Consider the following 24,225-nt stretch of genomic DNA (forward strand, 5'->3'; position numbering starts at 1 on the left):
TGTTGTCGGATTACGCGGCGTCCCGCCGCTAATCCTACCTACCCGACTAATATGCATCGTAGGTCGGCTTAGCATCAGCGTAAGCCGACATCACCCGGCACCATATTCCTCGCCCAGCGCCAGCGTGAACCTGGCCGCCTCCTCGCACGCCAGCATAGCGACCAATTGAATCGCTTCCGTCGTGATGTCTTCGCTGTAACTGATGACGATACGCTGCGGCGCCAGGCTGCTGGCGCAGGGAATCAGCGCGATGTGGCCCTGCTCGATTTCCTCGCGCAGGGGCGCCAGCGGCAGCACGGCGATGCCGAAGCCCGCTTTGACCAGGCGCACGATGGCGGAAATCGAGCTGACGCAATGGACCCTTCCCAGCTGCACGCCCTCGTCCTGGCACAGCGCTTTCAATGCTGAATGCGGCTGCGAGCCGCGGTTCATGGTGATGATCGGGTGCTGCGCCAGTTGCGCCACCGTGAACGGCACGCCCGTATCGGGCCAGTCGGCGGCCCTGCCGGCCCAGCCCATGGCGATGGCGCCGCTGCCCGTGCTGCGGATATGGTCGCCCGTCAGCATGTCCGTCTGCAGCGCGATATCGAGTTCGCCCTGCTGCAGCTGTTCGTGCAGGCGGCGCGTCGATTCCGACGTCAATTGAATCTCGATGCCCGGATAGCGCTCCTGCACGCGCTGCAGGAACGGGATCAGCCAGGTATGCACGATGGTTTCGATGACGCCGATGCGCACTTCGCCCGTGATCTGCGCGGGCGAGGAATTGGCCGCATACATGTCGCGGCACAGCTCCAGCATGCGCTCGGCGTACACGAGCAGGTTGCGCCCGGCGAAGGTCAGGCGGATGTCACGCGCATCGCGGTCGAACAGCCGCGTGCCGAAGTCCTGCTCCAGCGAGGCGATGCGGTTGGAAATGGCCGCCTGCGTGATGTGCAGCTTGTCGGCCGCCGTGCGGAAGCTGCCCAGCCGCGCAGCCCAGACAAACGCTTCGAGAAAACGGGTATTCAATGGAGCTCTTCTTCACCTAGAGTGTGGTCGCCCCATTGTAAGCCAAAGCGCCCCGCCCTATTTCTGCGCCAGGAAATCGAGCAAGGTCAGGGCCACGATCTTGCTGGCCTTGCGCAAGTCGTCGAGCGCCAGGCGCTCGTCGGCCTTCTTCGCATTCGATTCGGGCACCGTGCGCGGGCCGGCGCCATACAGCACGGCGGGAATGCCCCGTTCGCCATACAGGCGCGCATCCGCATACAGCGGCGTGCCGACGGCGGGAATGGTCTCGCCCAGAATCGCTTGCGCGTTTTTCTGCAGGCTGCCGACCAGCTGCTCGGAGCCGGGCAAGGGCCGCAGCGCATGCGACAGCAGCAGGCGGCGGATCTCGATGCGGATGCCAGGCTCGCCGCGCACCGCGTCTTCGATCAGCGCGCGCACCTGCGCTTCCACCGCCACCGGGTCTTCTTCGGGAATCATGCGGCGGTCCATCTTCATGACGACCTTGCCCGGCACCACATTGGTATTCGTGCCGCCGTCAATGCGGCCCACCAGCATGGTGGGCGAGTCGATGCCGGCCACTTTCGATTTGATCTTTTTCAGTTCCGGCAGCTGGCCGTAAATGGCGTTGAGGATCTTGTTGGCCGCCTGCAGCGCATCGTGGCCCGTTTCCGGCATGGAGCCGTGGCCCGACTTGCCGTGCACGGTGATTTCCAGCTGCAGGCAGGCGTTGTGCGCCGTGACGATGCCGTAGCTGAAACCGGCGGCGATGACGAAATCGGGCTTCGTCAGCTGCTGTTCCAGCAGCCAGCCCGGCCCCAGCAAGCCGCCGAATTCCTCGTCGTAGGTAAAATGCAGTTCCAGCTGCCCCTTCAGGGGAATGCCCAGCGCTTCGAGCGCGCGCGCGGCAAACACATAGGTGGCGAAATCGCCTTTCGAGACGGCCGTCGCGCGGCCGTAGATATAGCCGCCGTCGATCTGGCCGCCGTACGGCGGATACGTCCAGTTGTCGCCGGGCGGCACCACGTCGCCATGCGCATTCAGGGCCACGGTCGGCCCGCCTGCGCCGTATGGCCGGCGCACGATCAGGTTGGTGATGCTCTGCATGCCATACGCCTCGACCTGGTCCGCCGGCACGGCGTGTTTTTCCGCGTTCCAGCCATACGCCTGCAGCAGCTGCGCCACCAGGTCCGCGTGCGGCGCGTTATTGCCGGGCGGGGTATCCGTCGGCTGCTGCACCACCTTCTGTAAAAAGGCGACTTCTTCGTCGAAGTGCTCGTCGATCCAGGCCGTGATTTTTTCTGCGTGCGTAGTCATTTTGCTCCTTGCATGGTCTGTTGCAGCCAGGCGCCCAGTTCGCTGCGCTCGGCCTCCGTCATATTGGTCAGGTTCCCGATCGGCATGGCCTTCAGCTCGATGGCCTGCTTGTAGATTTGCGCCGCGTGCTGGCGGATTTGCGTCTCATTATCCAGCATCATGCCGGCCGGCGCCGTGGCGAAGCCCGGCTGCGTGGGCTGGGCCGAATGGCAGGTGGCGCAGCGCTGGGCGATGATGGCGTGCACGCTCGTGAACTGCGCCGCCGGGTCCACCGCCGGTGCGGCCGCCAAGGCCACGGGCGCTTTCGGCGCGATGGCCACGGCCACGGCCACCAGCAGGGCCACGCCGAGGGCAGGATAACGCCACTCGACGCGGCCCTTGTGGCGCAGGTTGAAGAAGTGGCGGATGAAGACGCCGGCCGCCATGATCAGTGCCAGCACCAGCCACGCGTGATCGTTGCGGTAAGTCATCGCGTAGTGGTTGCTGATCATGATGAACAGCACGGGTAACGTAAAATAATTGTTATGCACGCTGCGCTGCTTGGCTTTCAGGCCATGTTTGGGATCGGGCAGCTTGCCGGCAGCCATGGCCTCGACCATCTTGCGCTGGCCGGGAATGATCAGCATCAGCACATTGGCCACCATGATGGTGCCGATCATGGCGCCCACGTGGATGTAGGCGGCGCGCCCGCTGAGCAAATGCGTGAGCACGTAGGCGGCGCCGACGATCAGCGCGAACACCGTCACGCCGAACCACAGTTCATATTGCGCCAGCTTCGAGCGGCACAGCAGGTCGTACACGGTCCAGCCGATGACGAGGGTGGCGATACCGATGCCGACGGCCTGGCCGCTGGAGATATCGGCCACGGCCTTGTCGATCATCATGGCCTGGGCATTGAAGTAATACGCGATGGTGAGCAGCGCAAAGCCGGACAGCCAGGTGGAATACGCTTCCCACTTGAACCAGTGCAGTTCCTTCGGCAGTTCCGCGGGCGCCACCAGGTATTTTTGCGGGTTATAGAAGCCGCCGCCATGCACGGCCCACAATTCCCCCGACACGCCCTTCTTCGCCAGCTCGGAGCCGGGCGCGGGCGGACGTATGGAATTGTCGAGCCAGACGAAATAAAAGGAAGCACCGATCCAGGCGATGCCCGTGATGACGTGCAGCCAGCGGACGATCAGGTTCAGCCACTCAAGGCCGTACGGAATCAGGTAGGCAAATACTTCCATAAATTTCCTCTAGTCAGACCGAACCCATATTCGTGCCAATCTACACAAGATAAACGGATTTACCGCCCATCACATGAAAAATATCGTATATTTGACATATTCAAATCGATATACAACAGAGCCGCCGCCACATGTCCAGCCTGCCGCAACACCTCGACCTGCACCTGATCCGCATCCTCTACCTGCTGCTGGTGGAAAAGAATGTCTCGCGCGTGGCGCTCAAGCTCAATCAGCCGCAGCCTTCGATTTCCGCCTCCCTGCGCAAGCTGCGCGAACTGACGGGCGACCCGCTGCTCGTGCGCGGCGCGCGCGGCATGGTGCCGACCCAGCATGGCGAAAGCCTGCTCAATCCGGCCAAGCGCATCCTCGACCAGACGGAAAGCCTGTTCGTCAAGAAGACGCCGTTCGTGGCGCAGGAAGAGGCGCGCACCTTCCATATCGCCGCGCCCGACTACCTGGACAGCCAGTTCCTGCCCAACGTGGTGGCCCTGCTGCGCCGCGGCTCGCCGAAAAGCCGCGTCGTGCTGCACAGCCTGGGGCCGGGCATCGACCATATCCGCCAGCTGTCCGATGGTGGCCTGGACCTGGTCATCGCCAACTGGGACGAACCACCCGCCCACCTGCACATCTCGAAGCTGTTCGAAGACCCCATCATCTGCGCCATGCATGCGGAAAACGCCTATGCGCGCCGCACCGCCAGCGACGCCATGACGCTCGACGACTACCTGAGCCTGCCCCACGTGGCGCCGTCGCAGATGATGCCCGGCTACCACGGCGTGATCGATTCCTTCCTCGAACGGCAAAACCTGCAGCGCAACGTGGTGGTGGAGTCGGCGTATTTCGGCCTGATCCCCTACATGCTGACGCAGACGGATCTGGTGCTCACCACGGGCCGGCAATTCATGCGCTTCTATGAAAAGACCCTGCCGCTGAAAACGTACACCGTGCCCTTGAAATTCCCGCCGATGCGCTTTTACCAGCTGTGGCACCAGCGCGTGCACCAGGCGCCCGAACACAAATGGCTGCGCGACCAGGTCAGCGCAGCGGCCAAGGCGCTGGTGCAGCGATAGCCGCTATCAACGCGCGCATATAATGGAGGCAGGAACGGGGCGCTATCATCACCGCTTGCATGATCGGAAAACCATGACCACCCTTTCAGACCTGAACGCCGGCAGCCAGGCCGATTTTATCGCGCACCTGCATGGCATCTACGAACACTCGCCCTGGATCGCCCAGCGCGCGGCCGCCGCCCGGCCGTTTGCCAGCCTGACGGCCCTCAAGACGGAGCTGCAGCGCGTGCTGGCGCAAGCCTCGCCCGAAGAGCAGCTGGGACTGATACGCGCCCACCCGGAACTGGCCGGCAAGGCCGCCATCGCCGGGCAGCTGACGGCGGAATCGACGCGCGAACAGGCCAAGTCGGGCCTGAACCTGTGCAGCCCTGATGAATTCGCCACCCTGCAGCGCCTCAACAGCGAATACAACGCCAAGTTCGGCTTTCCCTTCATCCTCGCCGTCAAGGGTCCGACGGGCGAGGGCCTGACGCGCCAGGACATCATCGCCACGTTTGCGCGGCGCCTGAAAAACCGGCGCGCCGATGAACTGGCCGAATCGCTGCGGCAGATCAAGCGCATCGCCGAACTGCGCCTGAACGACCTGTTCGACGTGCGCCTGGACTTCGGCCCCGCCATCATGCAGCAGGCGGAAACGCTGGCCGGCTGGAGCGACAGCGATTACAACCTGACCTGCGCTTACCTGACGCCGGCGCACCGCAAAACGGCCGCGCAGCTGGCCGACTGGATGCGGGACGCGGGCATGCAGGTGCACATCGACGCCGTCGGCAATGTCGTCGGCCGCTATCTGTCCGACGCACCGGGCGCGAAGACCCTGATGACGGGATCGCACTACGACACCGTGCGCAACGGCGGCAAGTACGATGGCCGCCTGGGTATCGTGCTGCCGATCGCCGTCGTGCGCCACCTGCATGAGCGGGGCGAAAAGCTGCCGTTTCATTTCGAGGTTGTCGGCTTCGCGGAAGAGGAAGGCGTGCGCTTCAAGAGCACATTTTTGTGCAGCACGGCCGTGACGGGCAAGTTCGACGTGTCGCTGCTGGAGCAGCTGGATGCGGATGGCGTGAGCATGCGCGACGCGCTGGCCGCCGCCGGCCACGAGGCGAGCGCCATCGGCGCCATCGCGCGCGATCCCGAAGACTTGCTCGGCTATGTGGAAGTGCACATCGAACAGGGCCCCGTGCTGCTCGAACGCGACCTGCCGCTGGGCATCGTCACGGCGATCGCCGGCAGCTCGCGCTACCTGGTCAATCTTGGCGGCGTGGCCAGCCATGCGGGCACCACGCCCATGACCATGCGCAAGGATGCGGCCAGCGCGGCCGCGGAAATCATCCTGCTGGTGGAACGGCGCTGCAGCCAGGGCGAAGCGCTGGTGGGCACCGTGGGCCAGCTGCAGGTGCCCAACGGCTCCGTCAACGTGATCGCCGGCGCCTGCACCCTGTCGCTCGATATCCGCGCGGCCGTTGATGCCGTGCGCCAGGCTGCCGTCGACGATATTCTGGATGGTATCGCCGCCATCTGCGCGCGGCGCCAGATCGACTACCAGCTGGAACTGCTGCTGTCGGCGCGGGCGGCGCCATGCGCGCCGTGGCTGATGGCGCAGCTGGCGCAAGCCGTGGAATCCGTCGGCATCGCACCGTACGCGCTGCTGTCGGGCGCCGGCCACGACGCCATGGCCATGGCCGCCATCACCGACGTGGCCATGCTGTTTACCCGCTGCGGCAATGGCGGCATCAGCCACAACCCGCTGGAAACCATGACGGCCGACGACGCCGACATCGCGGCGCGCGCGCTGCTGGCGTTTTTGCGCAACTTCCAGCCCAAGCCGCAGGGATAGCGGTCGTGGCTACACGGCCACGGCCCGCTCCAGCATCGCATGCAGCAGCACGTTGCAGCCCGCTTCCAGGTGCTCGGGCCTGGCGTCCTCGATTTCATTGTGGCTGATGCCGTCCTTGCACGGCACGAAGATCATGCCGGCCGGCGCCAGCCGGGCCGCGTAGATGGCGTCGTGGCCGGCGCCGGACACCACGTCCATCACGGAGTAGCCGAGTTTGGCCGTGGCGTTGCGCACGGCGCCCACGCAGTCGGGGTGGAACGGACATGGCGGGTAGTAGGAGACTCTTTCCAGTGAAATGCCCAAGCCTGTTTTTTCGCGCGTGGCATCGATGAAAGCCGTGATCTCGCCGTGCATGGTGTTGAGCAGCTCGTCGTTCACGTTGCGCAGGTCGATGCTGAATTTGACTTCGCCGGGGATCACGTTGCGGCTGTTCGGGAAGACCTGCACCATGCCCACCGTGCCGCGCCCGTACGGCGGGTAGCGGTTGGCAATCGCCACCACTTCCTGCATGATGGTGGTGGCAACCTGCAGCGCATCCTTGCGCAAGCCCATGGGCGTGGGGCCCGCATGCGCTTCCATGCCCGTCACCACGCAGTCGTACCAGGACAGCCCCATCACGGCCGGCACCACGCCGATAACCTTGTCCGCGTCTTCCAGCACGGGGCCCTGTTCGATATGCGTCTCAAAATAGGCGCCGATCGGATGGTCGCCCGGCACCTGCTCGCCCTTGTATCCGATGCGCGCCAGCTCCTCGCCCACGGTCTTGCCTTCCGTGTCCTTGGCCGCATACGCGGTTTCGAGCGAGAAGGCGCCGCAAAACACGCCCGAGCCCATCATCACGGGCACGAAGCGCGAGCCTTCCTCGTTGGTCCAGAAGGCCACTTCGATCGGTGCCTGCGTCTTGATCTTCAGATCGTTCAGGGTGCGCACCACTTCCAGGCCCGCCAGCACGCCGTAATTGCCATCGAACTTGCCGCCCGTGGGCTGCGTATCGATGTGGCTGCCCGTCATCACGGGCGGCAAGGTATTGTCGGTGCCGTCGCGGCGCATGAAGACATTGCCGATCTGGTCGATCGTGATGCTCATGCCCGCCTCGCGGCCCCAGCGCACGACCAGGTCGCGGCCTTCTTTGTCGAGGTCAGTCAGGGCCAGGCGCTTGACGCCACCCTTCACTGTCGCGCCGATACGCGCCAGTTCCATCAGGGCCGCCCACAGGCGCTCGCCATTGATACGCAATGCATCCATCGTCAACTCCTTATGCGGTCGTGGCGGAAAAGGCGGGGCGTTCGATATAGCGCCCTGCCCCTTCGACGGCCGTCAGTTCGCCCTGGTGGAACACCACCTTGCCGGCGGCAATCGTGGTGCGGGGGATGCCGCGCACGGTGCGCCCTTCGAAGACATTGAAGCCCCCTTTGGCGAACTGGGTGGCGGCGGAAATGGTGCGCGTGCCTTGCGGGTCCCACAGCACGATGTCGGCATCGCTGCCTGCGGCGATGACGCCCTTGCGTGGATACATATTGAAGATCTGCGCCGCATTGGTCGATGACACCTTGACGAATTCGGAGGGCGTGAGCATGCCGGAATTGACGCCAGCGTCCCACACCACGGCCATGCGTTCCTCGACGCCGCCGCAGCCGTTCGGGATGCGCGTGAAGTCCTGTCTGCCTGCCGCCTTCTGCTCTGCGCAGAAAGTGCAGTGGTCGGTGGCCGTCGTGTGCAGGTTGCCGCTTTGCAGGCCGTGCCACAAGGCCGATTGATGGTGCTTGCCGCGGAACGGCGGGCTCATGACGTGGCCCGCCACGTAGTCGAAATCGTCGCTCTGGTAGACGCTGTCGTCGATCACCAGGTGGCCCGCCAGCGCTTCGCCATACACGCGCTGGCCGTTGGCGCGTGCCCGCGTGATCGCGTCGAGCGACTCCGCGCACGAGACGTGCACGATGTACACGGGCGTATTCAAAACGTTGGCGATCGCGATGGCGCGGTTGGCCGCCTCGGCTTCCACGGCGGGAGGGCGCGACAGCGGGTGCGCCTGCGGCCCGGTGATGTCTTTTTTGAGCAGGGCTTGCTGCAACTGGAAAACCAGTTCGCCGTTTTCCGCATGGACGGTGGGCAGCGCCCCCAGTTCCAGCGAGCGGGTAAAGCTTTTCACCAGGGTTTCATCGTCGGCCATGATGGCGTTTTTATAGGCCATGAAATGCTTGAAGCTGTTCACGCCATGCTCGCGCACCAGCACTCCCATCTCTTCATGTACCTGTTCGCTCCACCAGGTGATCGCCACGTGGAAGGTGTAGTCGCCAGCCGCCTTGGCCGACCACTCGCGCCACTGGTGATAGGCCTCGATCAGCGACTGCTTCGGCGCGGGGATGACGAAGTCCATAATGGTGGTGGTGCCGCCCGCCAGTCCCGCCGCCGTGCCCGTGAAAAAATCGTCGGCCGTCACGGTGCCCATGAAAGGGAGGTTCATGTGCGTGTGCGTATCTATCCCGCCCGGCATCACGTACAGGCCGCCCGCGTCGATCACGGTGGCGCCAGCCGGCACGGGCAGGTTCTCGCCGACGGCGGCGATCACGTCGCCCTCGATCAGCACATCGGCGCGAAACGCGCGGTCGGCGTTGACGACGTTACCGCCACGTATCAGTGTAGTCATCTTCTCTCCTTGAGTGATTACGACTGCGGCGCCTGCTGCACGTGCGCCGCCACCTTGCCCTTCATCATGACGCCGTAGACGACGGCGGCGATGGCCACGCCCACGAACCAGGCGTAGGTATAGATGGTTTTGAAGCCTTCGCCCACGCCGGGAAACGCCGTGGGAAAGGCCGCATTCAGAAAGCCCGGGATATTCGGCAGCACGGCGATGACAAAGGCGATCAGCGCCGCCATGTTCCAGCCATTGCCATACGAGTAGACGCCGTCGTCGCGGTACAACTGCCTGACGTCGAGCTGCGTCTTGCGCACAAAGTAATAGTCGACGATGAGGATGCCGGCGATGGGGCCCAGCAGGGCCGAGTAGCCGATCAGCCACGTGAAGATATAGCCTTGCGTCGACTCGAGCACCTTCCACGGCATCATGACGATGGCGATGAAGGCCGTGATGTAGCCGCCCATCTTGTACGAAATCTGCTTCGGCGCCAGCGAGGAAAAGTCATAGGCCGGCCCCACCAGGTTGGCCGCCAGGTTGACGCTGACCGTGTCGATCAGGAGGATGATCAGGGCGATCAGCACAGCGGCACCCGTCATGCGGCTGGCCAGGTCGACGGGGTCCCAGATGGCCTTGCCGTACATGACGACCGAACCGGCAGTGACGATCACGGCCAGCATGGCCAGCAAACCCATGGGCACGGGCAAGCCGACCGACTGGCCCACGATCTGGTCGCGCTGCGTCTTGGCAAAGCGCGTGAAGTCGGGAATGTTCAATGCCAAGGTGGCCCAGAAGCCCACCATGGCGGTGAGCGACGGCCAGAAGACGCTCCAGAACTGGCCCGCCTTTTTGCCGCCGGGGATGAATTGCGATGGCTGGTCCAGCAGGCTGGCCACGCCGCCGGCCTTGCTGTGCACCCAGTACAGCAGCACGAAGCAGATCAGGATTTTCAGGGGCGCCGTGTAGGTTTCGAGCTTGCGGATCGATTCCATGCCATGCAGGATGTAATAGAACTGGATGGCCCAGAAGGCCAGGAAGCACAGCAGCTGGCTGCCGTTGATGCCCAGGCCAGCGATCTTCTCGCCGCCCAGCTCATGCCCCATCAGCACGCCCATCAGCGTGTAAATCATCTGCCCGCCGAACCAGGTCTGGATGCCGTACCAGCCGCAGGCGACGATGGCGCGCATCAGGGCCGGCAGGCGCGCGCCCATGGTGCCGAACGAGGCGCGCGCCAGCACGGCATACGGGATGCCGTACTTGGTGCCCGCATGGCCGATCAGCAGCATGGGCAAGAGCACGATGGCGTTGGCGAGAAAGACCGTGAGCACGGCCTGGTAACCGGACATGCCGCTGTCGATCAGGCTGGCCGACAGGGTGTAGGCGGGAATGCACATCACCATGCCCACCCACAGCGCGGCGAAGTGATACCAGCGCCAGGTGCGCTGCGCCGCCGTGGTGGGCGCCAGGTCTTCATTCCAGAGTTGCGTGTTGCCTGAATAGTCGTGGTTCACAGGTATGCTCCATCGGTTGGGAGGTTGGGCGTTTTAAAAACGGCTGCGGCCTAGCTTACTGCAAAGTTGGGCAACTGTTTATAAAATATGCGTACGCAAAAAACGTGCCCTATACCGATTCCGCCAATGCCCGAGGGTTGCGCGGATCCTGCGTCCAGTTCATGTAAGGCTTGCCCGTGGCCTGCGGCACCATCGTGATGCAGCCCTGCACCGGACAGGTGATTTCGCACAGGTTGCAGCCCACGCATTCCTCCTTGATCACCTCATACGTGCGCGTACCGGCCGCGTCGATCAACTGCGCAATCGACTGGTGCGAGGTGTCTTCGCAAGCCACGTAGCACTTGCCGCATTTGATGCAGTCGTCCTGGTTGATCTGCGCGATCACCTGGTAATTCATGTCCAGGTATTTCCAGTCCGTCGTGTTGGCCACGGCCTTGCCGGAAAAATCGCTGATGCGTGCATAGCCCTTCTCGTCCATCCAGCGCGACAGGCCATCCTTCATCTCGTCGACGATGCGAAAACCATGCAGCATGGCGGCCGTGCACACCTGCACGCAGCCGGCGCCCAGGGCGAGGAATTCGGCCGCGTCGCGCCAGTTGCCGATGCCGCCGATGCCGGAAATGGGCAAGCCCCGCGTCTGCGGATCGCGGGCGATTTCCGCCACCATGTTCAGGGCGATGGGTTTCACGGCAGAGCCGCAATAGCCGCCGTGCGTACTGGCGCCGCCCACGATGGGCAAGGCCACCATGCGGTCCAGGTCCAGCGAGGTGATCGAATTGATGGTGTTGATCAGCGAGACGGCGTCCGCGCCGCCCGTCTTGGCCGCGCGCGCCGGCATGCGCACGTCCGTGATGTTGGGCGTGAGCTTGACGATGACGGGCAGCCGGCTGTGCTTCTTGCACCAGGCGGTCACCATCTGCACGTACTCGGGCACCTGGCCCACGGCCGCGCCCATGCCGCGCTCCGGCATGCCGTGCGGGCAGCCGAAATTGAGCTCGATGCCGTCCGCCCCCGTCGCCTCGACCTTGGGCAGGATGTCGGCCCAGTAATGCTCTTCGCAGGGCAGCATCAGGGAGACGATCATGGCGCGGTCCGGCCAGTCCTTTTTCACCTGCGTGATTTCGCGCAGGTTGATTGCCAAAGAGCGGTCGGTAATCAGCTCGATGTTATTGAAACCGACCACTTCGCGGTTCTTGCCGTACAGGGCGGAATAGCGCGACGAGACGTTGACGGCGGCCGGGTCTTCACCGAGCGTTTTCCACACGACGCCGCCCCACCCCGCCTCGAAGGCGCGCACCACGTTATACGCCTTGTCGGTCGGCGGTGCGGACGCCAGCCAGAAGGGATTCGGCGCCTTGATGCCGCAAAATTCGATGCTGAGATCAGCCATTATGCAGCCTCCACTTTATTGAACAGATCGGAATGGATGGCCAGTGCGGCCAGCTTGCCATGCTGGACGGCCTGCACCGTCAGGTCCTGCCCCGGCGCCACGCAGTCGCCGCCCGCGTAGATCCCCGGCAGCACCGTGCGGAAACCCGCGTCGACGGCGATCTTGTCGCCTTCGCGTTTCAGCAACGACGCCATCGGGTCAATCAGCACCTCGGTGTCGAGGCTCTGGCCGATGGCCTTGAAGATGGCGTCGGCCGCCACGTCGAACGTTTCGCCCGTGCCCGCCAGGCGCGTGCCCTGCATGCGCGTTTTCTCGAAACGCATGCCGGCCACCTTGCCGGCAGTATCGAGCAGCACCTGCTGCGGCTGGGCCCACGTCAGCATGCGCACCTGGTTCGCCTTGGCGATCTCCTGTTCATGATGGGTGGCCGTCATGGCGTCGAAACCGCGCCGGTAGACCAGGGTGACTTCCTCGGCGCCCAGCCTTTGAATCTGGACGGCCATGTCGATGGCCGTATTGCCGGCGCCAATGACGATGGCGCGTTTCGGCACGGGCAGCGCGGCCAGGTCGTCCGCCTGGCGCAACGCGGCGATGTAATCGACGGCCGCCAGCAAGCCCGGTGCGTCCTCGCCCGTCAAGCCCAGTTTGCGGCTGGCGCCCAGGCCCAGGCCCAAGAAGACGGCGTCGTACTGCGCATGCAAGTCGCGCAGCTGCACGTTTTCACCCAGCGCCTGGCGACATCGGATGGCGATGCCGCCGATATCGAGCAGGAAGTCGATTTCCTTTTGCGCGAAATCGTCCGTCAGCTTGTACTTGGCGATGCCGTATTCATTCAGGCCGCCCGCCTTGCCCTCTTTTTCAAAGATCACCACGTCGTGGCCCAGCATGGCCAGGCGGTGCGCGCACGACAGTCCCGCCGGTCCCGCGCCGACGATGGCGATCGTCTTGCCCGTGGCGGCCGCCCGTTTGAAAGGGTGCGCCGTAAAATGCATGTGGTCGACGGCATAGCGCTGCAAGAGGCCAATCTTGACGGGCTGGCCTTCGGCGTCGTGGTTGCGCACGCAGACGTCTTCGCACAGAATCTCCGTCGGGCAGACGCGCGCGCAGCTGCCGCCCAGGATGTTCTGCTTCAGGATGCCGGCGGCGGCGCCGTTGATGTTCTTGTCGTGGATGTTGCGGATGAAGCTGGCCACGTCGATTTCCGACGGACAGATACGGCTGCACGGCGCGTCGTAGCAATACAGGCAGCGGGCGCTTTCGATGGCGGCCTGGCGCGCCGTCAGGGGCGGCGCCAGGTCCGTGAAATGGCCAGCCAATTCCTCGTTGGGCAGGGCGGGATGCGGTAAATAACTCAAGGACTCGATCATCGCGTATTCCTCTTTTTCTGTGCGGCCAATTTGTCGTCTGAAACCCTTACTTCATCTGGGGAAAAGCAAATTCCACACCAGCGCTTGCCGTGTTCGGCCAGCGCTGCATCACGGCCTTGTGGCGCGTGTAGAAGCGCACGCCTTCGGGGCCATACGCGTGGTGGTCGCCGAACATGCTGCGCTTCCAGCCGCCGAAACTGTTGAAGGCCATCGGCACGGGCAAGGGGATGTTGACGCCCACCATGCCGACCTGGATCTGGCGCACGAATTCGCGCGCCACGCCGCCGTCGCGCGTGTAGATGGCCACGCCGTTGCCATACTCGTTGGCGTTGATCAGCTCCACCGCCTGCACCACGTCTGGACAGCGCAGCACGCACAGCACGGGGCCGAAAATCTCTTCCTTGTAGATATTCATGTCACGCGTGACGTGATCGAACAAGGTGCCGCCGACAAAGAAGCCGTTCTCGCGGCCCGGCACTACGTGGTTGCGGCCATCGACGACCAAGGTGGCGCCCTGCTCCACGCCGGAGGCGATCAGTTTTTCGATGCGCTGCTTGGCGGCCAAGGACACCACCGGTCCCATTTCCGCACCATCTTCCATACCGTCGCGCACTTTCAGTGCGGCCGTGCGCGTTGCCAGTGCATCGATCAACTTGTCGCCCGCGTCGCCCACGGCCACGACGACGGAGATGGCCATGCAACGCTCGCCCGCCGATCCGTAGGCCGCGCCGATCAGCGCGTCGACCGTCATCTCCATGTCCGCGTCGGGCATCACCACCATGTGGTTTTTCGCGCCGCCCAGGGCTTGCACGCGCTTGCCGCTGGCGCTGCCGCGCGCATAGATGTATTCGGCGATCGGCGTGGAGCCGACAAAGCTGATCGCCTGCACGACGGGGTGGTCGAGCAAGGCGTCAACGGTCACTTTATCTCCCTGTACCACGTTGAAGACGCCGTCGGGTAAACCTGCATCCTTGAGCAATTTCGCGTGCAGCAGCGACGCGGACGGATCGCGCTCGGACGGTTTCAAGACGAAGGTATTGCCGCAAGCGATGGCGACGGGGAACATCCACATCGGCACCATCACGGGAAAATTGAATGGCGTGATGCCGGCCACCACGCCGAGTGCCTGGCGCATGGACCAGGCGTCGATGCCGCGCGAAATCTGGTCCGTGAATTCGCCCTTCAGCAATTGCGGTATGCCGACGGCAAATTCCACCATCTCGATGCCGCGCGCCACTTCGCCCTGCGCATCGGCAAAGGTCTTGCCATGCTCGCGCGTGAGCATGGCGGCAAATTCGTCCGTGTGCTGCTGGCACAGCTGCAGGTAGCGGAACAGGACCCTGGCGCGCGTCAGCGGCGGCGTGGCCGACCACGAGGGAAAGGCGGTGGCCGCCGCCTGCACGGCCGCGTCCACGTCTTCCACGGTGCCCAGCGCCACGCGCGCCACAGGCTCGCCCAGGGCCGGGTTGTAGACGTCGCCGTAGCGGCCGCTTTGGGTGTCGATTTTGGCGCCGTTGATGTAGTGGGTGATGGTGTCGAGCTGTGTGTTAATTTGGTTCACGTTATTTCCTCTCTTTACCCCAAGGGCAAATTCTGGGGTCAGACCCGGCGGGTCTGACCCCGGGGCTTAATCAAGGTTCTTCAGCACCTTGGCCAGCTTGCCGAACAGCTCGTCGACGTGCTGTTTTTCCAGCACCAGCGGTGGCGACAGCGCGATGATGTCGCCCGTCGTGCGTATCAGCACACCGTCGGCGAAGGCCTGCTTGAAGGCGTTGAAGGCGCGCGTGCCCGGCTTGCCGGCGATGGGATCGAGTTCGATGCCGGCGATCAGGCCGATGCTGCGCAGGTCGATCACGTGCGGCAAGCCTTTCAGCGAGTGCACGGCGTCGCTCCAGTACGCCTGCATCGCTTTCGCGTGGCCCAGGATGTCCTGCTCCTCGAACACCTGCAAGGTGGCCAGCGAGGCGGCGCAGGCCAGCGGGTGGCCGGAATACGTATAACCGTGGAACAGTTCGATACCGGGTGGCGCATCCATGAAGGCATCGTGGATATACTTTTTGCTGAATACGGCGCCCATCGGCACCATGCCGTTGGTCAGGCCCTTCGCCGTCGTCATCAGGTCCGGCTCGACGTCGAAATAGTCGGCGGCGAACGGCGTCGTCATGCGGCCGAAACCCGTGATCACTTCATCGAAAATCAACAGGATGCCGTGCTTGGTGCACAGTTCGCGCAAGCGTTTCAGATAGCCTTTCGGCGGGATCAGCACGCCCGTGGAACCGGCCACCGGTTCGACGATGACGGCGGCGATCGTCGAGGCGTCGTGCAGGGCGACAATGCGCTCGATCTCGTCGGCCAGGTGGGTGCCGTATTCGGGTTCGCCCACCGTGTAGGCGTTCTTGTCCAGGTTGTGCGTGTGCGGCAGGTGGTCCACGCCCGGCAGCAGGGGGCCGAAGGTCTTGCGGTTGCCGCCGATGCCGCCCACGGAAATGCCGCCGAAGCCCACGCCGTGGTAGCCGCGTTCGCGGCCGATCAGGCGCGTGCGTGCACCCTCGCCGCGCGCCCGGTGGTAGGCCAGCGCGATCTTCAACGCCGTATCGACGGCTTCGGAACCGGAATTCGTATAGAACACGTGGCCGAACTTGTGGCCCGTGTAGTCCATCAGTTTTTCCGCCAGGTCGAAGGCGGCCGGATGGCCCATCTGGAAGGTGGGAGCGAAGTCGAGCTGGCCCACCATCTCGCGGATGGCGCCGACGATTTTCGGCTGCGCATGGCCGCACGGCACGCACCACAGGCCCGCCGTGCCATCGAGGATGGCGTTGCCATCGACATCCTTGTAATACATGCCTTCGGCCGATACCAGCAGGCGCGGGTTGGCCTTGAAATCGCGGTTGTTCGTAAACGGCATCCAGAATGCCGACATCGATTCCGGCCTTGTTTCGTTCATGACCTTCTCCTTGGAATGGGCTGGCGCGGGGCCAGGATCGTTTTTGACGAAGCGTAAAATAATTTACCAGTTGGCAAAAAGCTGATGTAATAATAGACAGGCCATCCCCAATGGCACAGATACACAAACGGCAAAGTATCCCAACCGTACAGGTCGGAAAAACACTACAGTTTTGTGCAAGGCAGCATAAGGAGCCACCGTGAAGCACAGCGACAGCACAGACGATGCCCCCGAGCAAGCAAGCGGCTGGCCCGTGCTGGACATCGACCGCCAGAAGAAGGGCGGCCTCGTCGAGCAGATCGTCATCGCCATCAGCGTCATGGTGGGCAGCCGCGCCCTGCGCATCGGCACGCGCATGCCGTCCGTGCGCCAGTTCGCCCGCTGCAATGGCGTGTCGACGTTTACCGTCGTCGAATCGTATGACCGCCTGGTCAACCTCGGTTTGCTGTCGTCGCGACGCGGTTCCGGCTATTTCGTCGCGCGCCACGATATCGCCGCCTCGCCGCAATTGGCTGTGCATGCCAGCCCCACGGCCATCGACGCCCTCACGCCGGACCTGTATTCGGGCGTGTCCGACGCGCTGCCCGTGGGGGCGGGCTGGCTGCCGCCCGAGATGTATGGCGAAGCGACCGTGCTCGACGCCGTGCGCCAGGCCATGCGCATTCCCGCCAGCCGCCTGCGCGGCTATGGCCACCCTCTCGGCTTTCCCTCGCTGCGCCAGCACCTGGCAAGCAGCCTGTCGGAAGAGCTGTTCCAGGTTGAGCCGGACCAGGTCCTGCTGACGCACGGCGCCACGCATGCTTTTGACTTGATCCTGCGCAGCCTGACCAAGCCGGGCGACACGGTGCTGGTGGAAGACCCCGGCTACAGCAACCTGCAGTCGCTGATACGCCACCACGGCTGCATCCCCGTGGGCGTCCACCGCGGCGAAGCGGGCCTCGATCTCGATGCGCTGGCCGTTGAAGCCGCGCGCACCCAGCCGAAGCTCATGTTCGTCAACACGGTGCTGCAAAATCCGCTCGGTACATCGCTCACCCAGGCGCAGGCGCACCGCCTGCTGGCACTGGCCGAGCAATTCGATTTCTGGCTGGTGGAAGACGATATCTACCGCGAACTGGCGGCGCGCGGCGAAGCGTCGCTGGCGGCGATGGACGGCTTGCGCCGCGTGATCCGCGTGGGCAGTTTTTCCAAGACTCTGTCGCCCGTGCTGCGCGTGGGGTCGATTTGCGCCTCGCCGCCGCTGGTGGCCGAACTGGTGCGCGTCAAAATGCTGGCAGGGTTGACGACGTCGGAAATCAACGAGCGCGCCGTCTACCACGCCATCTGCGCGCGGCCCTACAAGCGCATGGTCGAACGGCTCGTGGCGCAGCTCGATGCGGCCCGCGAGCGCAGCATCGACTGCCTGGCGCAGGCGGGCATGGCGCCCGTGGCGCGGCCCCGCGGCGGCATGTTCGTCAGCGCCGGCTGGCCCGACGTACAAACGCCGGAATGGAATGGCAAGGTCATCGCCGACATGGCCTTGAAGGCGGGCATCCTGCTGTCGCCGAACGAATTTTTCATGCTGCGCGCGCCCGAGACGGTGTGGTTCCGCTTCAACGTGGCCTACACCGATACCCCCGTGCTGCAGGCATTCCTGCAATCGATCCGCCCACGCTAAAGAACCCGCCATGGCCAGCGACAAATCCCCTGCCCTTCCCGTGAAAAATGCCGGCGGCCGGCGTTTGCAAAACCGCGACCGCCTGGAAGCGGACATCCTGGAGCAAGCCGTGCGCGCGTTCGCCGAATGCGGCTATGAGGGCGCGTCGATCGCCACCATCGCCGAGCGGGCCGGCCTGTCGAAGCAAAACCTGATGTATTACTTCCCGTCCAAGCAGCTGCTGTACCAGCGCGTGCTCGACGACGTGCTCGACGACTGGCTGGCGCGCATGGACATGCTGGCCAATGAAGACGACGAGCCGCGCGACGTGCTGCGCGCGTATATCGGCGCCAAGCTGCGTTTTTCGCGCGAACAGCCGTGGGCCTCGCGCGTGTATGCGCTGGAAGTGATCAATGGCGCGCCCCTGTACGGCACGCAGATACGCGACCGGGTCGTGCCCCTGCTGCGCAAGGATATCGCCGTCTTCGAAGCGTGGATCGCCGCAGGCCGGATCGCTCCCGTCAACGCCACGCACCTGATGTTCGCCATCTGGGCCATGACCCAATCGTATGCGGATTTTTCGGCGCAGATGGCCCTGGTGCTGGAACGCAAGCAGCTCACGCGCAAGGACTATGAGGATGCGGAAGCCCTGATCGCGCACATGGTGCTGGCGGCGGTGGCCATGCCGCCAGCGGACGAAAAAAAACCGCCTCGACAGGCGGTTTTCTGAACAGCGCGAACGCTTACGCAGCCGTCTTGTTCTTGCGGCGGCGCGCCATGAAGCCGATCATGCCCAGGCCTGCCAGCAGCATCGCATAGGTTTCCGGTTCCGGCACGGCCGACACATAACCGGACACGTTGGTAGCATTGAAATAATGGTTCGCATTGACCTGGATGTTCGAGGCCCAGTTCCCCACCACGACGCTGCCGTTGATCTGGCCATTGCCGCCGGCCAGGGTCGCCAGCGGCGCCAGGACGCTGCCGTACAGGCCCACGCCGTTCAAGGTGATGGTTTGCGCTTCATAGAAGTTGTACAGCACATTGTATTTGCTGAAATCGCCGTAGCCGCCGGACAGGTTCACGTTCGTGCCGCTGATATTGAGGATCAGGGTGTCGTTCGTGTGCAGATTGCTGAACTTGAAGTTGTTCACCGAGCCCAGCGCCGCGGAAGTCAGGTCGAACACTTGCACATTGCCCGTGCCGCCCTTCAGGGTCATGCCGCCATAGGCCACCGAGCTGCTGCCCGTCGCTGCCACGTTGGCCAGCGAGGTCGAGGTGTTTTTCAGCTGCGCCGACGTCGTGGCGAACGACACGGGCGACACCGTGGTCTTGCTAGCCGTGTTCAGGCCCACGCTGCTCGTCGTCGTGCTGCCGCCCACATAGTAATTGCCGTTCTTGATCGAGCCGGAGCTGTAGTTCAGGTTGCCGCCAACGACCAGCGCATAGCCGGTGTTGCCATGCGTGACGTAGGCATCCTTGTTCTTGTCATTGACCGAATAGTTCGATGCCGTCAGATTGCCGGCCACCAGCACGCCGCCTTCGACATCGCTGCCGGACGCGCTGAAGTTACTGAGGGAATACAAATTGGCGCCACCGATGCCCAAATCGACAACACCGGCTTGCGCGGCGCCGGCGGCAAACACGGTCGACAAAACGAGAACGAATGATGATTTAGGCATGATTGACATTTTATTTCCAAAAAGAAAATTAACTTGACGCCAGAATATCATATCCATTCGCTTTGATATGTCGCAAACCAACAACTTTTGTAACAATAATGAAAACATAGTTGCTCGGCGGGAATCATTCTCCTGGCGCTGCCCGGAGAACGCCCCAGCCATCCGGCTAACGCTGAAAACAGACGGGCAAACAGCCGTCTGTTCTGCACTTTCAATATTGCTTAGAAGCGCAGCCAACTTGGTGATACGATCGCGGCAGCGCCAGACCAGGCGAGCCCACGAAGTATGAAATCATAAGGATGAAGCACGCATGAAACGATTGTCCCTAGGCGCACTGATGCTGGCATATGCCTGCGGCGCGCAAGCCGACGTGTTTAACATGATCGACAACCAGCCGCTCAGCGAAACCTGGCTCAACGCGGGCTTTTATTCGTATCACTTTCAGCGCGACAAGAACCTGAACGACAGCAATCCGGGCCTGGGCGCCGAATACCGCTTCTCCACGGTCGCGTCGGTCACGGCCGGCCGCTTCTACAATAGCGATCGCGCCTACTCGAATTACCTGGGCGTGTACTACCAGCCGATCAAGGTGGGCCCGCTGCGCATCGGCGCCGTCGTTGGCGGCTTCAGCGGCTATCCGAAGATGCGCGATGGCGGCTGGTTCCCGGCCCTGGTCCCCACCATCAGCTATGAATACCAGCGCGTGGGCGTGAATATCGCCATCGTGCCGTCTTACAAGGACCGCCTGTATGGCGCGCTCAGTTTCCAGCTGAAACTGAAGGTCTTCGAGTAACCGTTTGTCGTTGCCTGTCGCCGTTCGGTCCGCCATTCCTGCCATTCGTCGCATACGCCATACCCGGCAGCAAGGATTTGCCTATAGTGGTTTCATTGCCAGCATGCATACGGCAGCGGCACCCACACGACAGGAGAACGGCATGAAAGACATCAATTCGGCACCGGGCAGCACTTCCTTCAGCGCTTTCTGGAACGAGCTGTGCGCTTACGCGCGCCAGGGGATGGCTGCCTTGCGCACCATGTCCTGGCCCATGCTGCTGGTCTGCTGCCTGGGCCTGGCGTTCCTGATCACCATCTTGCCGCTGGCCATCATGCTGTTTGCCCTCGTCATGCTGCTGAGATGGGCAAGCAACAACGACGATGCCGGCGCAGATCAGAAAGCGTCGGCTTCGCAGCATTCGCCGCAATAAAAATTTGCGTCGTGGCAAGAGTGCAATGATGGTTCTATGGCACTATGGATGGGCGCGGCACTGACGGGCATCAAAACCATCCAAATGGAGGGATTTGATACGGAACGCTACGCAGTATCCATGATCGAAGCTACTCCCCCTCAGCCATAGGAGTTTTCTGATGACCACGACAGCAAAAGCTACAGTAAATACGACCATTCCCTGCCTGCGCTACCGCGACGCGCCCGCCGCCATCGAATGGCTGTGCAAGGCACTCGGTTTCGAAAAACAATTGATCGTGCCTGACGGCAATGGTGGTGTCGCCCATGCGCAACTGAGCTTTGGCAATGGCATGGTCATGGTGGCACCCGCACTCGACAGCGACTATGGCCGGCTGATGAAACTGCCAAGCGACATCGGCGGCGCCAACACGCAAAACTGCTACCTGGTCGTCAACGACGCCGACGCCGTCTACCGCAGCGCGCGCGAAGCCGGCGCCGAGATCGTGCTCGACATCAAGGATGAAGATTACGGCGGACGGGGCTTTACCTGCCGCGACCCGGAAGGCCACATCTGGAGCCTGGGCACCTACGATCCATGGTAAAACGGAGAACAATGATTGTCGCTACCCTCACCGCCGCCAGCCTTGCGCTGATCGGCGGTTTCCTGTCCGCTCCCGTCCTCGTCGACGAACATCTCAACCGCATTCATCCCCCGTCCGGCAAGGCGCCGTCGGCAGCCACTGTGGCCCTGCACCAGAGCCTGTGGATCGCCGACCTGCACGCCGACAGCCTGCTGTGGCAACGCGACCTGAACCGCGACAGCCAGCGCGGCCACGTCGACTTTCCCCGCCTGCAGCGGGCCAACGTGGCGCTGCAAGCCTTTTCCGTCGTCACCAAGACGCCGCGCAAGATGAATATCGAGCGCAATGGCAGCGACACGGACAACATCACGGCCCTGGTGGTGGCGCAAGGCCTGCCGCCCGCCACGTGGAACAGCCTGCTGGCGCGCGCCACCTGGCAGGCCGACGAGCTGCGCCAGCAAGCGGGCAAGAGCCATGGCAAGGTGCGCGTCATCGGCAGCCGCGCCCAGTTGCGCAGCTTCATCGCCGCGCGCGAAAAAGACCCCGCCCTGCTGGCCGGCTGGCTGACACTGGAAGGCGCGCATGCGCTCGAAGGCAAGCTGGACAATCTCGACACCCTGTACCAGTCCGGCTACCGCATGGCCGCGCCCACGCATTTCTTCGACACGGAACTTTCCGGCTCCCAGCACGGCCTGAAAAAAGGCGGCCTGACGCCGCTGGGCAAGCAATGGCTGCGCGCCATGGAGCAGCGCAAGATGATCGTCGACCTGGCGCACGCCTCGCCGGCCACCATCGACGACGTACTGACGTTGGCGAAACGCCCCGTGATGGTGTCGCACACGGGCGTGCGCGGCACCTGCGCCAACGGGCGCAACCTGAGCGACGCCCAGCTGAAACGCATCGCCGCCCAGGGCGGCCTGGTGGGTATCGGCTTCTGGAATACGGCCGTCTGCGGCAAGGACGTGGCCTCGATCGCGCGCGCCATCAAGTACACGGTCAAGCTGATCGGCGCCGAACACGTGGCCTATGGTTCGGACTTCGACGGCGCCGTCACCACGGCCATCGACGCGGCCGGCTTGCCGCGCTTGACGCAGGCGCTGCTGGATGCTGGCCTGTCGGAAGCGCAGATCCGCCGCGTGGCAGGCGAAAACGTGCGCGACTTCCTGCTGAAGAACCTGCCGGACGATGACGCCTAGACTAGCCTAGCGCCTGAACCAGGGCCTGGTCCGCCACCTGGCGCGGCCGGATGCGTATCAACTTGCGGTACAGCGGCGGCATCGACTCGCACAGCGCCAGCAGCGCGTCTTGCGCCATGGCCGGGCGCACGTACTGGAACTGTGCGGGATTATTCTCCGGCAGCGCCCCTTCCATGGTGGAGCCGTAGGCACCCAGGGTCATGAAACTGGCGGCGCTGTCGTCCGGGCCGATGGCCAGCACGAAGGTGCCGTGCTTGGGGTGGCCCAGGTAGCTTTTGATTTCCTCCTGCAGCGCCGGCACCGCATTCGCCATCAATTCAAAACGCAGCTGCGCGTACTGGCGCGTGCATTCCATGAACGGCGTGCGTATGGCCGACTGGCTCAACTTACCCGGCATGCATAGCAGCAGGTTGCCGAAGGAATCGAGCAAGGCGGCCGCATCGCCCTGGCCGCCATCACGCGCGTCCTGCTCCATGGCCGCCTGCAGGAATGGCGCCAGGCCCGCGTCGGGCGCGTGCGGGTCGCAGCGGTAAGTCAGGGCGTCGGGATAGCGGCGGCGCAAGGCGCGCACCACGACATGCTCGGGCGGCAAGGCGGCGGGATCGCGCAGGGGCACGTCGTCGCCGGCGTTCAGCAGCTGCATCACCTGCGCCGATGTCGCTTCGAACACGAGCGAGCACAGTGCCTGCGTCGCCTCATGGATGCTCTTGCCGATAAAAAAAGATTTGGGCGCGGCGCCGGACGGGGCGCGCGCATACTCGGTGGCGCCGCGCACGGCCGGATAGCAAAAACTGCGGCCGGCCTGCGCCTGCAGCGGCGCCGGCAAGGCCGTAAACGTGGCGCTGCCATCGTAATTGATGCCCGCCTTGACGTCGGGCGCGGCCACCACCACGTTGAAGCCTGCCGCCAGAATCGCCCCCGTGCACATGCAGCAGGGGTCGAGCGAAGTGACGATGGTCAGTTCGCCCGGCGGCGGCAAGAGCGCGCCCTTGGCCCGCTCGGCGAAATACCAGTCCACCAGCTGGCGCTCGCCATGCGCCGTGGGGTCGAACACCAGCCCCTGGCGCACGACGTTGTTATGCATCGATTGCAGCACGTTGCCGGCGCCGTCGAGCAGCACGCCGCCCACGCCAAAGGTACCCTGCGTCTTCGCCGCCATGGCTTCGGCCGCGGCTATCGCCACGGCGGCCTGGATGTCGATCGTCTTGTTCAAGCGGATCCTGTTACTTCATGTCCAGGTCGGAATTGCCGAAGCCGTGCGGCAGCAGCCAGCCGGCCGTCACTTCCATGACATCGTTTTTCAGGTTCGTCAGGATCACGGGCAGGTCGGCGCCGCCCATCTCGAAGATCACCTGGCGGCAGGCGCCGCATGGCGAAATCGGTTCAGCCGTGTCGCCCGTAACGGCCAGCCTGGCGAAGTCGCCCGGTTTGCAGCCATGCGCGATGGCGCTGAAAAACGCCGTGCGCTCGGCGCAGTTGCACAGGCCATACGCGGCGTTTTCCACGTTGCAGCCGCGGAAGACGCGGCCATCCTTGCACAGCAGCGCCGCGCCCACCTTGAAACGCGAGTATGGCGCGTAGGCCAGTTCACGGCCGGCATTGGCTTCGGCGATCAGTTCTTGGTTGTTCATTTTTTCTGTTATACCTTTGAAATCATTAAGGC

General features: G+C 63.7%; 21 protein-coding genes. 8 read left to right on the forward strand and 13 right to left on the reverse strand.

All coding sequences use genetic code 11. The annotated features are described in order from the left end of the window. Nucleotides 1–90: 90 nt before the first annotated feature. Genes AC1RBA_RS17130 through AC1RBA_RS17140 form a run of 3 tightly spaced genes read right to left on the reverse strand, consistent with a single transcriptional unit; the run spans nt 91 to nt 3,530 of the window. Nucleotides 91–1,008, reverse strand: a complete 918-nt coding sequence (locus AC1RBA_RS17130) for a LysR family transcriptional regulator (protein WP_070312754.1) — start codon at nt 1,006–1,008, stop codon at nt 91–93. A gap of 57 nt (nt 1,009–1,065) precedes the next feature. Then, nucleotides 1,066–2,301 carry a M20/M25/M40 family metallo-hydrolase gene (locus tag AC1RBA_RS17135; protein WP_070312753.1) on the reverse strand — a complete coding sequence of 412 codons (1,236 nt, stop codon included), beginning with the start codon at nt 2,299–2,301 and terminating at the stop codon, nt 1,066–1,068. Further along, nucleotides 2,298–3,530 (reverse strand): urate hydroxylase PuuD, encoded by a 1,233-nt coding sequence (locus tag AC1RBA_RS17140; RefSeq protein ID WP_492404557.1) that lies wholly within the window; start codon nt 3,528–3,530, stop codon nt 2,298–2,300. The genes AC1RBA_RS17135 and AC1RBA_RS17140 overlap by 4 nt, the downstream gene beginning before the upstream one ends. Before the next feature lie 131 nt (nt 3,531–3,661). On the opposite strand from AC1RBA_RS17140, the gene AC1RBA_RS17145 reads away from it, so the two are divergent. Continuing rightward, nucleotides 3,662–4,600, forward strand: coding sequence for a LysR family transcriptional regulator (locus AC1RBA_RS17145; protein ID WP_034754583.1), 939 nt, complete (start codon nt 3,662–3,664; stop codon nt 4,598–4,600). 73 nt (nt 4,601–4,673) lie between these two features. Then, nucleotides 4,674–6,434, forward strand: coding sequence for an allantoate amidohydrolase (locus AC1RBA_RS17150; protein ID WP_492419265.1), 1,761 nt, complete (start codon nt 4,674–4,676; stop codon nt 6,432–6,434). A 9-nt stretch (nt 6,435–6,443) separates the two neighbouring features. On the opposite strand, the gene AC1RBA_RS17155 is transcribed toward AC1RBA_RS17150, so the two are convergent. The 7 genes from AC1RBA_RS17155 to aptA all read right to left on the reverse strand — a co-directional run bounded on the left by AC1RBA_RS17155 (nt 6,444) and on the right by aptA (nt 16,284). Continuing rightward, nucleotides 6,444–7,679 (reverse strand): Zn-dependent hydrolase, encoded by a 1,236-nt coding sequence (locus AC1RBA_RS17155; RefSeq protein ID WP_492419267.1) that lies wholly within the window; start codon nt 7,677–7,679, stop codon nt 6,444–6,446. A gap of 10 nt (nt 7,680–7,689) precedes the next feature. Further along, on the reverse strand, nt 7,690–9,081 hold the full coding sequence (gene hydA, locus AC1RBA_RS17160) for a dihydropyrimidinase (RefSeq protein ID WP_492419269.1): 1,392 nt from the start codon (nt 9,079–9,081) through the stop codon (nt 7,690–7,692). A gap of 17 nt (nt 9,082–9,098) precedes the next feature. Further along, a complete protein-coding gene (locus AC1RBA_RS17165; RefSeq protein WP_492419271.1) occupies nt 9,099–10,583 on the reverse strand; it encodes an NCS1 family nucleobase:cation symporter-1 in 1,485 nt (494 codons plus the stop codon). Between the two features lie 109 nt (nt 10,584–10,692). Then, nucleotides 10,693–11,973, reverse strand: coding sequence for an NAD-dependent dihydropyrimidine dehydrogenase subunit PreA (gene preA, locus AC1RBA_RS17170; RefSeq protein ID WP_492419273.1), 1,281 nt, complete (start codon nt 11,971–11,973; stop codon nt 10,693–10,695). Next, the gene (locus AC1RBA_RS17175; protein WP_492419275.1) at nt 11,973–13,340 is read right to left on the reverse strand and encodes an NAD(P)-dependent oxidoreductase; all 1,368 of its coding nucleotides are present in this window, start codon (nt 13,338–13,340) and stop codon (nt 11,973–11,975) included. The genes preA and AC1RBA_RS17175 overlap by 1 nt, the downstream gene beginning before the upstream one ends. A gap of 46 nt (nt 13,341–13,386) precedes the next feature. After that, a complete protein-coding gene (locus AC1RBA_RS17180; RefSeq protein ID WP_492419309.1) occupies nt 13,387–14,892 on the reverse strand; it encodes a CoA-acylating methylmalonate-semialdehyde dehydrogenase in 1,506 nt (501 codons plus the stop codon). 75 nt (nt 14,893–14,967) lie between these two features. After that, nucleotides 14,968–16,284 carry an omega-aminotransferase AptA gene (gene aptA / locus AC1RBA_RS17185; protein WP_492419277.1) on the reverse strand — a complete coding sequence of 439 codons (1,317 nt, stop codon included), beginning with the start codon at nt 16,282–16,284 and terminating at the stop codon, nt 14,968–14,970. Nucleotides 16,285–16,483: 199 nt separating this feature from the next. Between aptA and AC1RBA_RS17190 the strand changes: the two genes are divergently transcribed. Together AC1RBA_RS17190 and AC1RBA_RS17195 are read left to right on the forward strand one after the other, a co-directional pair. Continuing rightward, the gene (locus tag AC1RBA_RS17190; protein ID WP_409027176.1) at nt 16,484–17,941 is read left to right on the forward strand and encodes an aminotransferase-like domain-containing protein; all 1,458 of its coding nucleotides are present in this window, start codon (nt 16,484–16,486) and stop codon (nt 17,939–17,941) included. 10 nt (nt 17,942–17,951) lie between these two features. Next, entirely contained in the window at nt 17,952–18,650 is a 699-nt protein-coding gene (locus tag AC1RBA_RS17195) for a TetR/AcrR family transcriptional regulator (protein ID WP_070219310.1), read from the forward strand. Between the two features lie 13 nt (nt 18,651–18,663). On the opposite strand, the gene AC1RBA_RS17200 is transcribed toward AC1RBA_RS17195, so the two are convergent. Next, a complete protein-coding gene (locus AC1RBA_RS17200; protein ID WP_070291200.1) occupies nt 18,664–19,599 on the reverse strand; it encodes a choice-of-anchor A family protein in 936 nt (311 codons plus the stop codon). Nucleotides 19,600–19,909: 310 nt separating this feature from the next. On the opposite strand from AC1RBA_RS17200, the gene AC1RBA_RS17205 reads away from it, so the two are divergent. From AC1RBA_RS17205 to AC1RBA_RS17220, 4 genes are all read left to right on the forward strand, one after another. Further along, nucleotides 19,910–20,392 (forward strand): hypothetical protein, encoded by a 483-nt coding sequence (locus tag AC1RBA_RS17205; RefSeq protein ID WP_070219311.1) that lies wholly within the window; start codon nt 19,910–19,912, stop codon nt 20,390–20,392. 142 nt (nt 20,393–20,534) lie between these two features. Then, nucleotides 20,535–20,804 (forward strand): hypothetical protein, encoded by a 270-nt coding sequence (locus AC1RBA_RS17210; RefSeq protein ID WP_070219312.1) that lies wholly within the window; start codon nt 20,535–20,537, stop codon nt 20,802–20,804. Nucleotides 20,805–20,964: 160 nt separating this feature from the next. Beyond that, nucleotides 20,965–21,387, forward strand: coding sequence for a VOC family protein (locus tag AC1RBA_RS17215; RefSeq protein ID WP_230506668.1), 423 nt, complete (start codon nt 20,965–20,967; stop codon nt 21,385–21,387). A gap of 11 nt (nt 21,388–21,398) precedes the next feature. Then, nucleotides 21,399–22,562, forward strand: a complete 1,164-nt coding sequence (locus tag AC1RBA_RS17220; RefSeq protein ID WP_492419280.1) for a dipeptidase — start codon at nt 21,399–21,401, stop codon at nt 22,560–22,562. Between the two features lies 1 nt (nt 22,563). On the opposite strand, the gene AC1RBA_RS17225 is transcribed toward AC1RBA_RS17220, so the two are convergent. Continuing rightward, entirely contained in the window at nt 22,564–23,781 is a 1,218-nt protein-coding gene (locus tag AC1RBA_RS17225; RefSeq protein ID WP_162995812.1) for a nucleoside deaminase, read from the reverse strand. A 4-nt stretch (nt 23,782–23,785) separates the two neighbouring features. Beyond that, the gene (locus AC1RBA_RS17230) at nt 23,786–24,193 is read right to left on the reverse strand and encodes a cytidine deaminase (protein ID WP_034785574.1); all 408 of its coding nucleotides are present in this window, start codon (nt 24,191–24,193) and stop codon (nt 23,786–23,788) included. Between the last annotated feature and the right edge of the window lie 32 nt (nt 24,194–24,225).

Source organism: Janthinobacterium sp. GW823-FHT03B06 (assembly GCF_058796955.1).

What these genes read in the sequence shown, in the direction of transcription:
- AC1RBA_RS17205 (WP_070219311.1), top strand. Translation starts at nt 19,910, where the DNA reads ATGAAACGATTGTCCCTAGGCGCACTGATGCTGGCATATGCCTGCGGC.
- AC1RBA_RS17195 (WP_070219310.1), top strand. Translation starts at nt 17,952, where the DNA reads ATGGCCAGCGACAAATCCCCTGCCCTTCCCGTGAAAAATGCCGGCGGC.
- AC1RBA_RS17145 (WP_034754583.1), top strand. Translation starts at nt 3,662, where the DNA reads ATGTCCAGCCTGCCGCAACACCTCGACCTGCACCTGATCCGCATCCTC.
- preA (WP_492419273.1), bottom strand. Translation starts at nt 11,973, where the DNA reads ATGGCTGATCTCAGCATCGAATTTTGCGGCATCAAGGCGCCGAATCCC.
- AC1RBA_RS17135 (WP_070312753.1), bottom strand. Translation starts at nt 2,301, where the DNA reads ATGACTACGCACGCAGAAAAAATCACGGCCTGGATCGACGAGCACTTC.
- hydA (WP_492419269.1), bottom strand. Translation starts at nt 9,081, where the DNA reads ATGACTACACTGATACGTGGCGGTAACGTCGTCAACGCCGACCGCGCG.
- AC1RBA_RS17155 (WP_492419267.1), bottom strand. Translation starts at nt 7,679, where the DNA reads ATGGATGCATTGCGTATCAATGGCGAGCGCCTGTGGGCGGCCCTGATG.
- aptA (WP_492419277.1), bottom strand. Translation starts at nt 16,284, where the DNA reads ATGAACGAAACAAGGCCGGAATCGATGTCGGCATTCTGGATGCCGTTT.
- AC1RBA_RS17140 (WP_492404557.1), bottom strand. Translation starts at nt 3,530, where the DNA reads ATGGAAGTATTTGCCTACCTGATTCCGTACGGCCTTGAGTGGCTGAAC.
- AC1RBA_RS17150 (WP_492419265.1), top strand. Translation starts at nt 4,674, where the DNA reads ATGACCACCCTTTCAGACCTGAACGCCGGCAGCCAGGCCGATTTTATC.
- AC1RBA_RS17210 (WP_070219312.1), top strand. Translation starts at nt 20,535, where the DNA reads ATGAAAGACATCAATTCGGCACCGGGCAGCACTTCCTTCAGCGCTTTC.
- AC1RBA_RS17175 (WP_492419275.1), bottom strand. Translation starts at nt 13,340, where the DNA reads ATGATCGAGTCCTTGAGTTATTTACCGCATCCCGCCCTGCCCAACGAG.
- AC1RBA_RS17215 (WP_230506668.1), top strand. Translation starts at nt 20,965, where the DNA reads ATGACCACGACAGCAAAAGCTACAGTAAATACGACCATTCCCTGCCTG.
- AC1RBA_RS17200 (WP_070291200.1), bottom strand. Translation starts at nt 19,599, where the DNA reads ATGCCTAAATCATCATTCGTTCTCGTTTTGTCGACCGTGTTTGCCGCC.
- AC1RBA_RS17230 (WP_034785574.1), bottom strand. Translation starts at nt 24,193, where the DNA reads ATGAACAACCAAGAACTGATCGCCGAAGCCAATGCCGGCCGTGAACTG.
- AC1RBA_RS17220 (WP_492419280.1), top strand. Translation starts at nt 21,399, where the DNA reads ATGATTGTCGCTACCCTCACCGCCGCCAGCCTTGCGCTGATCGGCGGT.